Annotated in this window: 13 protein-coding genes; 5 read left to right on the top strand and 8 right to left on the bottom strand. The window is 56.3% G+C overall.

The window, feature by feature from the left end; all coding sequences use genetic code 11:
- Positions 1–247 precede the first annotated feature (247 nt).
- The 7 genes from zwf to AB1L30_RS01920 form a co-directional block, all read right to left on the bottom strand.
- Entirely contained in the window at positions 248–1,696 is a 1,449-nt protein-coding gene (gene zwf, locus AB1L30_RS01950; protein WP_367011643.1) for a glucose-6-phosphate dehydrogenase, read from the bottom strand.
- Positions 1,697–1,855: 159 nt separating this feature from the next.
- Positions 1,856–2,641 carry an SDR family oxidoreductase gene (locus AB1L30_RS01945; RefSeq protein ID WP_367011641.1) on the bottom strand — a complete coding sequence of 262 codons (786 nt, stop codon included), beginning with the start codon at positions 2,639–2,641 and terminating at the stop codon, positions 1,856–1,858.
- A gap of 96 nt (positions 2,642–2,737) precedes the next feature.
- On the bottom strand, positions 2,738–4,183 hold the full coding sequence (gnd, locus tag AB1L30_RS01940; RefSeq protein WP_367011640.1) for a decarboxylating NADP(+)-dependent phosphogluconate dehydrogenase: 1,446 nt from the start codon (positions 4,181–4,183) through the stop codon (positions 2,738–2,740).
- Positions 4,184–4,332: 149 nt separating this feature from the next.
- The gene (locus AB1L30_RS01935; RefSeq protein WP_345085498.1) at positions 4,333–5,202 is read right to left on the bottom strand and encodes an HAD hydrolase-like protein; all 870 of its coding nucleotides are present in this window, start codon (positions 5,200–5,202) and stop codon (positions 4,333–4,335) included.
- Between the two features lie 60 nt (positions 5,203–5,262).
- On the bottom strand, positions 5,263–6,567 hold the full coding sequence (locus AB1L30_RS01930; protein ID WP_367011639.1) for a diphosphate--fructose-6-phosphate 1-phosphotransferase: 1,305 nt from the start codon (positions 6,565–6,567) through the stop codon (positions 5,263–5,265).
- A gap of 129 nt (positions 6,568–6,696) precedes the next feature.
- On the bottom strand, positions 6,697–7,803 hold the full coding sequence (locus tag AB1L30_RS01925) for a calcium/sodium antiporter (RefSeq protein WP_367011638.1): 1,107 nt from the start codon (positions 7,801–7,803) through the stop codon (positions 6,697–6,699).
- Between the two features lie 115 nt (positions 7,804–7,918).
- Positions 7,919–8,425: a CBS domain-containing protein gene (locus AB1L30_RS01920; RefSeq protein WP_345085507.1), complete on the bottom strand. Its 507-nt coding sequence runs from the start codon at positions 8,423–8,425 to the stop codon at positions 7,919–7,921.
- Between the two features lie 277 nt (positions 8,426–8,702).
- Here AB1L30_RS01920 and AB1L30_RS01915 point away from each other — a divergent pair, with 277 nt between their 5' ends.
- Positions 8,703–8,978, top strand: coding sequence for a hypothetical protein (locus AB1L30_RS01915; protein ID WP_367011636.1), 276 nt, complete (start codon positions 8,703–8,705; stop codon positions 8,976–8,978).
- 79 nt (positions 8,979–9,057) lie between these two features.
- Here the strand turns inward: AB1L30_RS01915 and AB1L30_RS01910 are convergent, their stop codons facing one another.
- Complete coding sequence (locus tag AB1L30_RS01910; RefSeq protein ID WP_367011635.1) at positions 9,058–9,900, bottom strand: enoyl-ACP reductase; 843 nt, start codon at positions 9,898–9,900, stop codon at positions 9,058–9,060.
- Positions 9,901–10,165: 265 nt separating this feature from the next.
- Between AB1L30_RS01910 and AB1L30_RS01905 the strand changes: the two genes are divergently transcribed.
- From AB1L30_RS01905 to AB1L30_RS01890, 4 genes are all read left to right on the top strand, one after another.
- Positions 10,166–10,891 carry an SDR family oxidoreductase gene (locus AB1L30_RS01905; RefSeq protein WP_367011634.1) on the top strand — a complete coding sequence of 242 codons (726 nt, stop codon included), beginning with the start codon at positions 10,166–10,168 and terminating at the stop codon, positions 10,889–10,891.
- A gap of 326 nt (positions 10,892–11,217) precedes the next feature.
- Positions 11,218–12,207 carry a DUF1559 domain-containing protein gene (locus tag AB1L30_RS01900; RefSeq protein WP_367011632.1) on the top strand — a complete coding sequence of 330 codons (990 nt, stop codon included), beginning with the start codon at positions 11,218–11,220 and terminating at the stop codon, positions 12,205–12,207.
- Between the two features lie 133 nt (positions 12,208–12,340).
- Positions 12,341–12,799, top strand: coding sequence for a hypothetical protein (locus AB1L30_RS01895; protein WP_367011630.1), 459 nt, complete (start codon positions 12,341–12,343; stop codon positions 12,797–12,799).
- A 131-nt stretch (positions 12,800–12,930) separates the two neighbouring features.
- Positions 12,931–13,266 (top strand): thioredoxin family protein, encoded by a 336-nt coding sequence (locus AB1L30_RS01890; RefSeq protein ID WP_367011629.1) that lies wholly within the window; start codon positions 12,931–12,933, stop codon positions 13,264–13,266.
- Positions 13,267–13,282: the final 16 nt, after the last annotated feature.

The following is a 13,282-nucleotide window of genomic DNA, read 5'->3' as shown; positions in this document are numbered from 1 at the left end:
ATCATTTTTCCATCAAGCCCAGGCGAAAACGGACCGAGAAAATTTCCGAACTTCGCTTAAGTCCCGAATATGGGTGGTCGATAACTGCTCCTATAAAGTTGTTTATCTCCGATTAACAACCTTCAAAATCACCTTAATGACTCAGCCTGCATCGCTGGTTCCTGAGATCACCAGCGATGCTTAAGGGGTCGACCGGTTACCTGCCCCAACCGTTCGACCCCGTTTTTATTTCTTGGCCCGCCGGTGCTTAGTGCAACACCGGGCAGACGTCGAACCACAGCCGGCCATGCTCGGCCATCCAGTCGTTTGACTCGTTTGGCCCCCAATAACCGGTCTCGTAGGTGTGCAGGGTCGGTGGCTTCTCGGAACGCCATGTTTCGATGATCGGATCGATGATCCCCCAGGCCAGTTCGACTTCGTCGCTGCGTGCAAACAAGCTGGCATCTCCTTGCAAGGCATCCAGCAGCAGACGCTGGTAGGCGTCGGGCAGTTCGCCTTGGAACTCTTGCCGGAAGCGGAAGGCGAGGGGAGTCATTCGCGTGACCATGCCTTCGTCAGGGACCTTGCTCTGAATCTGGAGCTGGATCCCTTCGGCAGGCTGAATCTGCATCACGAGGCGGCACGCATCGAGGTGACACTTCTTTTTATCGAACAGCGTGTGCGGGGCCTGGTTGTACTGGATGACGATCTGCGTCGTGCGGCACGACATTCCTTTGCCGCTTCGCAGATAGAACGGCACGCCATTCCAACGCCAGTTGTCGACCCACAAACGCATCGCGGCGAAGGTCTCGGTCTGGCTGTCGGCCGGAACGCCTTCTTCTTTGCGGTATCCGGCGTATTGGCCACGAACCGTTTCTTTGACGATCTCGTCGTGCGTCATCGGACGAATGGAGCGAAGGACCTTCACCTTTTCGTCGCGGACCATGTCGGCATCGAACTTCACCGGAGCTTCCATGGCGGTCACCATCAGCAGCTGCAGCAAGTGATTCTGGAACATGTCTCGCAGCACACCCGCTTGATCGTAGTAGCCACCACGGCGCCCGACGACCACTTCTTCGGCCACCGTGATCTGGACGTGATCGATGTAGTTACGATTCCAGAGCGGCTCGAAGATCGAGTTGGCAAACCGCATCACCAACAGGTTCTGCACGGTTTCTTTGCCAAGGTAATGGTCAATGCGGTAAACGGTGTCTTCCGGGAAAACACGGTTCACATCTTTGTTCAACTGCTTGGCGGTGTTCAGGTCGTAGCCAAATGGCTTTTCCAGAACGATTCGCCGTGAACCTTCTTCCTGGTTGGCCAGGCCCGATTCGCCGAGGCAATCGATCGCCGAGATGTACAAGCGAGGTGCCGTCGACAGGTAATAGACGCGTTCCGCTGGGCCGGCTTCGACTTCTTCCAGGAACGATTTCAGTCCCTTCAGATCTTCCAGCTTGGTCAAGTCGCCCGGGTGATAGTAGACATTGGCGGCAAACTTGGCCCATGTCTCTTCGTCGAACTTGTTGTCGGTAAACTTGGCAGTGGTTTCTTTCAGATCGGCCCGCCACGCATCATGCGAGAACTCGGTTCGAGACATCCCGACAATCCGGGTGTTCTCAGGCAGCCGTCCCTTGCGGGAGAGCAGATAGAGGGCGGGAATCAGCTTCCGGCTGGTCAAGTCGCCAGAGGCACCGAAGATGACAATCGTGTGAGACATTGGCTTTTCCTGCTTCCTAGCGCAGCGCATTGAGGTTTTCGCAGCGAGTCTGAACGTGCGCGTTCACTTCCTCACTAGCCAACCTAACGGCAAAGACTCTGACGGCCAATTATGCCTGCGCAAAAAAGTTGGGAGAACTCCCCCCGAAGCAGCGGCGGCTTAAAATCGCATGGCCGTGAAACCACCGTCGACGTAAACCGTCGCTCCGGTAATAAAGCTGCCCGCAGCACGGGACAACAAAAGAATGGATGCCCCAACCAACTCTTCCGGTTCACCGAACCGGGCCATCGGCGTTTGACCGATGATGTTATCGACTCGCTCTTTGTCCAGAATCTTGCGATTCTGCTCAGCCGGAAAGAATCCGGGGCATAAGACATTGAAGCGAACACCCTTGGTGGCATATTCCCGAGCCAGGTTCTTGGTCAGGTTCAACACAGCCGCCTTCGAGGCGGAATAGGCGAACACGCGGGAAAGAGGCAGATGAGCGGTCACGCTGCCGATATTCAGCACCGCGCCACCTTCTTCGCGCGAAGCAAAGTAAGGTGCAAAGACCTGGCAAGCCAGATGGGTACCGGTCAGGTTGGTATCCATTACCCGTTGCCAATCGTCGTCGCTAATCTCTTCGTAAGGGACCGACGAGTTCACGCCGGCACAGTTGACCAGCATGTCGATCCGGCCGAACTTTTCGAGACACTGATCACGAAGTTCGGCGAGCGATTCCCGCGAGAGGGTATCGGCCGAGATGAACTCTGCCTTGCCGCCGGCTGCCTGGATCCGTTCGGCGCGGCTTTCGCCCCGTTCCGGATTTAAGCCACTGACAACAACCGTCGCTCCGGCCAGGGCCAAACCTTCTGCAATTGCCCCACCCAGAACACCAGAAGCACCGATAACGATGGCGACTTGCCCATCGAGCCCGAACAGTTTGGTTAAGTAATCAGCGGCCATTCGGTGGTCGATCTTCCAGAAAGCACCCTCGGGCCAGGCTGGCCCAAGGGTTTGTGGCAGGGTGGGTGAGGTATCAGACGCAAAGAGCGTAAAGGACTAAGCCTTTGGCTCGCGGCGACGGTGCAGCCATTCGGCGTGGAAAGTACCTTCCTTGTCGGTGCGTTGGAAGGTGTGAGCACCAAAGTAATCGCGCTGGGCCTGCAGCAAGTTGGCTGGCAGGCGATCGTTGCGGTAGCCATCGTAGTAAGCCAAAGCACCGGCAAACGCTGGCGTTGGGATACCGAGTTCGATGGCGGTCTTGACCACTTCTCGCCATCCGGCCTGGCCCTTGGTGACGGCTTCGGTGAAGTACGGATCCAACAGCAAGTTTTCCAGGTTGGCGTCCTTGTCGAAGGCTTCCTTGATGCGATCGAGGAACTGGGCACGAATGATACAGCCACCACGCCACAACAGGGCACAATCGCCGTAGTTCAAGTCCCAATCATGTTCGGCCGAAGCGGCTTGCAACTGCACGAAGCCCTGAGCGTAGCTGCACAGCTTCGAGGCGTACAACGCTTCGCGAACCTGTTCGATGAACTTGGTCCGTTCGGTCGTGGTCTTGCCGCTTGGGCCGGTCAGAACCTTGCTGGCACGAACGCGAGCTTCCTTGGCAGCCGACAAAGCACGAGCGTAAACAGCGGTGGTCACCAGGGTGCTTGGCACGCCCAGATCCAGAGCCAATTGGCTCATCCACTTACCGGTACCCTTGGCACCAGCGACGTCCAGGATCTTGTCGACCAGGTAGCCATCCCCTTCGTCATCTTTCACGCTGAAGATGTCGCGGGTGATTTCGATCAGGTAGCTTTGCAGGTCGCCGCTGTTCCACTGATCGAACACGTCGTACAGTTCGTCGTTGGTCAGCCCCAGGCCGTGCTTCAGCAGGAAGTAGGCTTCGCAGATCAACTGCATGTCGCCGTATTCGATGCCGTTGTGGACCATCTTCACGTAGTGACCGGCACCACGAGGACCAACCCATTCACAGCATGGGATGTCGTTATTGGGACCAACCTTGGCCGAGATGGCCTGGAAGATTTCCTTGATGTATGGCCAGGCTGCCTTGCTACCGCCTGGCATCAGGCTGGGGCCCTTTAAGGCACCTTCTTCACCACCGGAAACGCCCGAGCCAACGAACAGCAGGCCCTTTTCTTCGACGTACTTGGTACGACGTTCCGTGTCGGCGTAGTGGGTGTTACCACCGTCGATGATGATGTCGCCTGGTTCCATCAGCGGAAGCAGTTCTTCGATCACGGCGTCGACGGCTGGCCCAGCCTTGATCAGCATCATGACCTTACGAGGACGCTTGAGCGACTTGACCAGCGTTTTCAGGTCATGGCAGCCAATGAACTGCTTGCCAGCAGCACGGCCTTGAATGAACTCGTCGGTCTTCTCGGTGGTTCGATTGTAGACGGCCACTTTGTAGCCGCGGCTTTCGACGTTCAGGGCCAGGTTTTCGCCCATCACGGCGAGACCGATCAAACCAAAATCGCAGGAAGCATCGGACATGATGTTTCGTTCCTCTCGAGAATTAACGGGTCAGTTGTGTATTCGCGGGTCGTGTTTCGTAGGCAGTCGACTCGAAACCGTTCGTCCCCTCGGCCTCGATTGCGAGGGGCTCGCTTGAAATGGAGCGCTGACCGAAGCCAGCAGGCAACCTAACCGACGACAGGCCAGCTTGGCTTTTCGGGCAGGTAGCGGTCGAATTCTTCCAGCAATGCCTTCTGATAATCGCCAGCGAATTCAAGGTTCAGGAACTTATCGATTCCTTCGTCGTAGAATCGCTTCCAGCTGTTTTCTTCGTCGCCTGGATTGATCGGGTAGAAGAGGCAATCGTTGGCCACGGCTGCTTTGTAGTCACCGGGAGCATCGCCAATCATCAGGGTCTGATTTGGCTTGTACTTGGTGGCGTTGGTCAGCGTTTCCTTCTTGTTGCCCGCTTCCTGACCGCAGATTTCGGTCACGAACTTGCGGATGTCGTGCTCTTCCCATTCATCGTTCAGAGCATCGTTTGGCGTCGCCGAAACGACCAGCATGTCGGCCTTGCCGGTCAGCTTTTCCAGGCACTTGCGAACCGAAGGGAAAGGAGCCACGCCACGGACCATGCCGGCAACCGTTTCGTTGACTGCCTTCGACCATTTTAAGCAGTGGGCCAGATCGGCGTCGCCCGATTCAGCAACCTTGGCTTCCAGGGCTGGATTGCCAAGCTTGGTTTCTTCGGCGATCCACTTGGTCAGCGATGGAGGAATGGTGATCTTGGCACCACGTTCGATCACTTCGGGACGCTTCTGCAACCATTCGAGCGCTTCGACCAGGGCAGGAAAACGGTTGATACCGCGGCTCTTCGAGTACAGGTTCACAAACTCGGCGGCTTCGCGGGCATACTTGCTGACGCCCTGCAACTCGTAGTAGTTGATGATGTTCGGGATGAAGCATTCTTTGTGCTTCAGCTCCATCGTATCGAACACGCAACCATCCGAGTCGATACCGACGAGAAATTCGTTCTTCGGTTCAATCTGGTAGACCATGTTGTTGGATCTCGCTCTTAAATGGATTCGTTGCTGGCTGAGAGGAACGCGAGGCGTCGGTTACTTCTTCGGAGCTTCCTGACGGTCGGCCTGAGGCACGTAGGCCGGCAGTTTCTGCTCGGCGAACATTGGCTCCAAGCGGGTCATCCGCTGACGACCGTCGATCATCGGCAAGCTGACCATACCTTCGCCCAGCAGCGGTTTGGCGTACTTTACAAACTCGTCGGTAACGTCGTAGCCATTGGCCGTAATCCATTCTTTCGGGAAGGTACGTTCGCTGTTGGCGACTTCCGACAATGGAGCCTTGTCGTAGCGAACGCTGTAGACGTCCCCTTCGTTACGAAGGATGGTCGACATGTAGCCCGACTGACCGGTCGAGGCCAAGACAGCGGCCATCTCGCCGGCGTGGTAAGCTTCGTCCAAGTCAACCGACGAGGCGTAGGCCATCGCGTGACGCTGATCGGTACCACTCACATTGCAGCGAGCCGCACCCTTCACGGCGAGACCGTTTTCGTTGAGGTAGTTCGTGACGATCTGAGCCACGGTGATGCTACTGGCGCTGAAGCTGGTATGACCGAACGAGTCTTTACGGGCACCAATATCGCCGACGTCGAAGCCTTCGCTGAGAACCACGATGCAGCGGCCATCTTCGCGAAGCTGCTTGTTGACGTTTTCGTGCAGCTCTTCCAGCGAGCAAGGCGATTCGGCCATGTAGATCTGAAGCGGCATTTCACGCTTCGGGTCGGCCAGACGGGCAGCAGCCGGAATGTAGCCGATCTTGCGGCCCATGGCCTGCATGACCAGAACCGGGTCGGCTGGGCAGCTACCGCGGTTTTCTTCGTTGGCGTACTGAATCATGTGCATCCAGTACTTGGCGGTCGAAGCATAACCAGGCGTATGGTCGATCAGCTTGAATTCGCTGTCGCCGACGTCGTTGTCGATCGTCTTGGGACCACCGATGCCGACCAGATCGAGGCCACGATCCTGGGCCATCTTGGCGATCTTATTGGCGGTGTCCATCGAGTCGTTGCCGCCGATGTAGACGAAGTACCCAATGTTGTGGGCCTTGAACACTTCAATGCAGCGATCGAAGTCTTCGTTCTGCCAGTCCTTAAGCTTATAGCGACAGGTACCGATCGAACCGGCGGCTGGCGTGTATCGCAGCAGCGAGATCTCTTCGGCAGGCTGATTGGTCAGATTGATCAGTTCTTCTTTCAGAACCCCTTCAATCCCGTGATGAGCACCGTACACCGTACCGATGTTGTCGGTCTGCAGGGCCGCTTCGACCAGGCCGCGAAGTGTGTTGTTAATTACCGGACTGGGGCCACCGCTTTGGGCAACAATCAAGTTCTTCTTGGTGCTCATGCTTTCCACCGAAACCGTATGGGAGACCGACAGTCCCTTCCTACTACCAGGTCGGGACGGCAAGTTAGGGTAAACCGCGGATTTTACTAGACGTTAGTCCCAGCGGCAATGAGGCACCATCCGGCAGAACTAGCCACTTGCACCTTCATTTTGTGGCAATTCAGGCTCGGCAGGACGAGTCAGGACCACTGAGACCAGCAGCACGACCACTGTCAGCGGGATCAGTCCCCAAACCGCCACCAGCCCGAACCCATAGGCCAACGTCGGATTCGTCGCCTTCAACACGAGGTAGGTGGTGTAAAGAACGTACCAACCTAAAAAGATTCCTCCTTCCCAGCGATCGATGCGACGGGCCGTGAAGAAGATTGGTAAGCAGAGCAAACTCGCCCCGATCATGATGGGCATATCCTGCCAGATTGCCGTCGACGCGACTGGAACTCCGTCGGGCATTATGACCGAAGTCAGCCCCAGGACGCACATCAGGTTGAAAAGATTGCTGCCGACCACATTTCCGACAGCGATATCACGCTCGCCTTTCAGCGAGGCCATCACCGAGGCGACCACTTCTGGCAGCGAGGTTCCGGCTGCCACGATGGTCAGACCGATCAGCAGTTCGCTCATTCCAAGCTGCCGGGCAATCATCACCGCACCGTCAACCAGCCATTTCGAGCCGAAGGCCAGCCCAACCAGCCCCAGGGCGATCCAAACCAACTGCAAAATCGTTCCGGCAGTCGACGAAGGGGCCTTAGCGAACTCCTCGGCGAACTCTTCCTTAATCGCTTTGGATTCACGCCGGCTTTGGACCACCGACCAGACGATGTAGGCCGCCAGCCCGGCAAATAGTAAACCGCCCTCGATCCGGCCAATATTGCCATTGAGCCCCATTACCCAGACCAGGACAGAAACACCGATCATTAAAGGGAGTTCGAGGCGAATCAGTTGCGAATTCACCGCGAGAGGTGCCACCAGGGCAGAAAGCCCGAGAATCAGCAAAACATTGAAGATATTGCTGCCGATCACATTGCCCACGGCGATGTCGGCATTGCCAGCGAAACCGGCCTTTAAAGAGACTGCCAGTTCCGGGGCACTGGTACCGAAGGCCACCACCGTCAGACCGATGACCAGCGGAGAAACGCCGATCAACGAAGCCAGTTGCGAGGCTCCGCGTACCAGCAGTTCGCCCCCAATGACCAACGCCACGAGACCAATCAAAATCAAACCGGCCGCGACCAACATAACGCTCTTTCATCCAGTGAATGGGGGAAGGAGCCGTCATTATGGTAATTCCACGCAGCCGTCGAATAGTGGTCACTCGGCGACCTGCGTGGAATGCGCTGGCTCCGATCGAAGCTTATTCGACCGGATTGTCGTTTAATTCAACGAGGGCGCTGAAATACATCACAAATTTGCCATTCCGTCGATCAGGCTTATCAATCATTTGAATGGCGGCGTTCAGCAGATCCCGGCGGCTTACCTGGCCGATCAATTTGGTCCCTTCTAGCACCGGCAACCGCCGGTAAGGGGTCGACAAGAAGATCTGAGCACACGTGAGCCAATCGGTATCGGCGGTGATCAACCGAGCGATGTCGGTATTCATAAACGCGCTGACGCGATTGGAAGGAAGCTGCGAGTAGGCGGCGTCGAGCAGGAATCGCATGGAAGTCTTTTCCGAAAAGATCCCCAGGAAATTCCCTTCGCTGTCGACCACAGGAGCACCAGAGATCCGGTACTGAAGCAGCTTACGTACGGCAGCCAAAGCATCTTCGTCCGGGCTCAGCGTGACGAGCTTGGTAGCCATAATCTGACGTGCCGTGAGTGCTGGAGCCGTTGGCACGGTCGTCGAAGTCGGTATCGACATACGAAATCCTCCTGCGAGAAGTGGGGTAAAGAACCACGCAGTTTGTTAAGACAAGACCTTCATTCTACGGAATTGCCAAGCAATTTTTTCACGAATTCCAGGTTTATCCAACAAAAAGGGGCCTCCCCCTAACGGTGCAACTGCTATGCCTTTTGTGGAAATACCTCCTGAAAGCGGCTTCAGATTGACGAAACTCAGGGCAAGCGATACTCTGAAATCAGGGGCATTTCTCTCGAAAAATGGCCCTGATCCAACGCGTAAACTCGGAGAGTTGTTGATGTTCCGCCCCGGCGATGTGGTCGTCTATACGAAGACCAAACACACGACGAGCCCTGGCCCCAGGGCGCACGATGTCGAACCGGAATCGCGGGGGGAGTACTATACCTACGCCGTAGACAAGTACTGGCTGGTGACCGAAGTCGATGCGGAAGGCATCCACTGCCGAACGCGGCGCGGCAAGACGCATCTGATCGCACCCGATGATCCTCGACTGCGGCCGGCGAACTTGTGGGAGAAGTTATTCATGCGAAGCCGCTTTCCATCTCCCGCTTGAGCGATATCTGATCATAAAAAAACGCCGCGAGATCTCGCGGCGTTTTTCGTTTTGAATCGACTGGTGCAGGGCGGGGGGACTATTTCCCCTCCGCTTCCTTCTTCAGCTTCATGTACTCGCCCGCCATACGGCCTGGGCTGCCCATGATGTTGTAACCAGCATCGACGTGCAGGATTTCGCCGGTGATACCACTGGCCATGTCCGACAGCAGGAACGCACCGGAGTTGCTCACTTCTTCCATCGAGATATTACGGTTGAGCGGCGAAACAGCGGCGTACAGATCTTCCATTTCCTTCGACCCGACGGCACTGGCGGCCAGCGTCTTCAAAGGACCGGCACTGATCGCGTTGACACGAACACTGTAGGCACCCATATCAAACGACAGATACTTCACGATACTGTCCAAGGCTGCCTTGCAGACACCCATCATGTTGTAGCCGGGCACGGCCTTTTCGCCACCGAAGTAGGTCATCGCACAAACCGAAGCCCCTTCGTTGAACAGTGGGCGAGCGGCGTTAGTCAGGGCGATCAGGCTGTAAGCGCTGATATCCATGGCCAGCTTGAAACCATCGCGGCTGCACTGAACCGTTGGCACGCGGATGTCTTCGATCGTGGCGAAAGCAACCGAATGCAACAGGAAGTCGATCTTGCCCAGTTCGCTTTCAGTGGTCTTCATCACTTCGGCGATGTTTTCGTCCGACTGAACGTCGAGCGGGACCAGGAACTTGGCGTTATCGTACTCATCGGTCAGCTTCGAGACGCGACGGCGATTCTTCTGGCGTTCGTCTTCTGGTTTATCGGGCAGATGGGTGAAGCCACATTCACCACCTTCTTCCATGATCTTCTGCGCGATTCCCCATGCGATCGATCGATCGTTCGCGACGCCGACGATCAGGCCCTTCTTACCCGTGAATAGTCCCATTGCTCTTAACCCTGGGGGAAATAAGTCTTGGTCGAATTGATGACGTTCACACAACCGATTTTCTAACGATTGCGCAGCGTTTAGGATAACGGCAAACCGCCAGCCGCAAAAGGCGACCCCTCCGGCCCCATCCGACGGGTCTTTGTCCACAAAATGGACCTTCGTGCGTCTGGCTCCGTGGGAAACGGGTCGATTTCACCCATGCTTCGACCCTCAAATCCCCGTTTCGCATCCCTGGAAGTCAAATATTGGAAGGCGGTCGCTGATGTCGTTAGAAGGTAAAGTTGCCCTGGTTGTTGGTGGTGGAAGTGGTATCGGCAAGGCCATTGCCCTGGCTCTCGCCGCCGATGGGGCCCAGGTCGCCATCGCTGGCCGTCGCTTTGAAGTACTGGAACAAGTCGCTGGCGAAAGCGAAGCGGAAATCCATTGCCACAGCGTCGACGTCGCCGATCGAGCCAGCGTGAACGGACTGTTCGACTTCGTCACCAAGACGCTCGGCCCAGTCGATATCCTGGTGAACGCCGCCGGTGTGAATATCAAGACCCGCAGCATGGCCGAGATGACGCCAGAGCAGTGGGACCAGGTCATGCAGATCAACGCCACCGGTGGCTACAACCTGATGTACGCAGCGTTGCCTTCGATGCGTGAAAAGAAGGATGGCCTGATCATCAACATCTCGTCGATCTCGGGCAAACGGGCCTATGCCCTCGGCGGCATCGCCTATTGTGCTTCGAAGTTCGCCATGACCGCTCTCGGCACCGCGGCCGGCAACGAAGTCGCCGTTGATGGTGTTCGCATCACGAACATCTACCCAGGTGAAGTCGACACGCCGATCCTCGCTCAGCGACCCAACCCAGTCACCGAAGAGCACCGTGCCCGCATGCTGCAGCCGGAAGACTTCAGTGAAGTGGTTCTGGCGATCTGTCACCTTCCACCGCGAGCGCACGTTGCAGAATTGATCATCAAGCCAACGAAGCAGGAATACACCTAATTCCTCGCTTCGATCACGAAGAAATCTCCGCCGTGGCTCTCTAAGATATGGCACGCCACGGCGGTTACGCTTCGCCCATCGCCCCCCACCTGCCAAGGGGCTTTATCTGGGCCATCAGGCTATCTGAGCCTCATTTCTGCGGTGATTACGGTCCCCTGGAAGTCTAATTGCGTAAACGATTAAGAAACTTGCGCTTTTAGTCATTTCGAACCAACAAGGCGTTTTCTAGAGTAAGGCTACCCCCACAAACCCAACGAAAAAAGACATCTCCATCGTGCGCAGGAACCCTCTGTTTTTATCCGATCCGGTTATACGATGGAGTTGTCATGTCACCTCGTTCCAATCACACCCGGGGCTTCACGCTGGTAGAGCTACTCGTGGTGATCGCCATCATTGGTGTTTTGATCGCCTTATTGTTGCCGGCTGTGCAACAGGCTCGTGAAGCTGCCCGCCGAATGCAATGCACCAACAATCTGAAGCAGATTGGTCTCGCGATGCACACCTATCACGACAGCCGCGGCTGCTTGCCGATGGCCTTCTCGCGATCTCCCTCGAACTCTGGCACAGCTTTGTCTGGACCTGGCTGGTCGTGGGCAGCGATGATTCTGCCACAGATCGAACAGAACAACGTGTTTGAAGGCCTGCGAATGAATGAACAACACTGCTCGGACGATCCCGACATCGTGCTGTACTCGCAGACCTTCATCTCGGCCTATCGCTGCCCGAGTGCCCCTGGCGGTAACTTGAACGAAACAATCCCGAGTTCGTCGACCGCTCCTGCTCACGCGATTAACACGTATAAAGCCGTCTTCGGCGAACGCAACATGCAGATCACCTACACCGACGACGCTTGCTCCGGCATCGTTGCCGGCAGTTGCCCACATGCTAACAACGGCATGTTCGGCGCGAATAGCAACGTCAAGTTCCGCGATGCCACCGATGGCCTTTCCAATACGGTAATGGTCGGCGAAACGGCTTATGGCCCGAACGGTACCATCGACGAAAGTACCGGCGATTTCATGGACTACAACGGCAGCGTCTGGGTCGGTCAGACTCGCAACGGCGCTTCGACCTCCGGTTCGCCGACGGCTTACAACCTAATGTCGACACTGCGTGGACAGGAACGTAGCGGCATCGCCAACGATCTTTACCTGATCAATGGCCAAAGCATCTACAGCTTCGGCTCGCACCATGTTGGCGGTGCGATGTTCGTCTATGGCGACGGTAGCGTACGGATGATTCCAGAAACGATCGACCGGGCCGTGCTGGGCAACATTGGCCAGCGTGACGATGGTCAGGTCATTCCTGAGTATTAATCGCCGATCTTTCCTTGCGAAGCGATCGCCTGCCGAGGCTTCAGGCAGGCGGTCGATCTTGGTTCACGCCAACTTCACAATCTTCACCACGTGCTGATTTAGTTCCGTTCCAACACGAGGCGTAAGAAACGTCATGATTCGATCCAGCCTGTTGACTATTCTGGCCATCGTGCTGGCCAGTTCTCTGGGATGCGGCGGCTACACGTTAAAAACTGTCAACGTGAGTGGTGTCGTGCGAATGGAAGGGAAACCGGTTCCGTTTGTCGAAGTCGCCTTCGAATCGGAGACCCATCCCAACGCGTTCGGCATCACTGACGAGAATGGCTATTACGAACTCGGCACGCGTCGCTATGGTTTGGGCGCGGTCCCTGGTACGTACATGCTGAAGATTCATCCGGTGCCCGCCAACGCCAACAATGGCAAGGGAACGACCACCGAGATCCCCGAGGTCTACAGCCGATCTGGCTACAAGTCGGTCACCATCGATCCCACTCAACCGACATCGGTGATCGATGTCGACATCTCGAGCAACCCGCCCAAGAGCAAACCCAAGTCGGTCGATTCGGCGGAAACGCAAATGGGTGCCGAGTAACGGCATCGTTGGTCTGGGGGGCGAACTCGAGACGATCCTCGCACGAAATCGGAAGAGCTGGGCGCAAATATGCTACACTGACCATGGACTACCCGTGGTTTCCGCCTAGCTTTGATATCGAGTTTCGCCCCATGCCTTTTGACTGTGAATACCGGGAAGTTGTCCCGTCGCGGCAAGAGATCGACCAGTCGCAAGGACGCCTGGTGATCGAATTCGGCCAGAACTGGTGTGAGCATTGCCAGAAGCTTTCTGATACCGTTCAGGCTCTGCTCACCGAACACCCCGAGATCAACCATATTCGGGTCGCCGATGGTCGCGGAAAACGCCTGGGAAGGACCTTCCGCGTGAAGCTCTGGCCAACGTTTGTATTTCTACTCGATGGCGAGTTAGTCGCTCAGTTGGTACGCCCGACCGAAGAGCAAGCCAAGCAAGGCTTCGTAGACTATCTGGCAGAACCGATCGACTAACCAGTTCCCGCAGGCT

This window comes from Bremerella sp. JC817 (assembly GCF_040718835.1).
Classification (GTDB): domain Bacteria; phylum Planctomycetota; class Planctomycetia; order Pirellulales; family Pirellulaceae; genus Bremerella.
The sequence above is the reverse complement of the archived record's forward strand: the minus strand, read 5'-3'. Positions and strand labels throughout refer to the sequence as shown.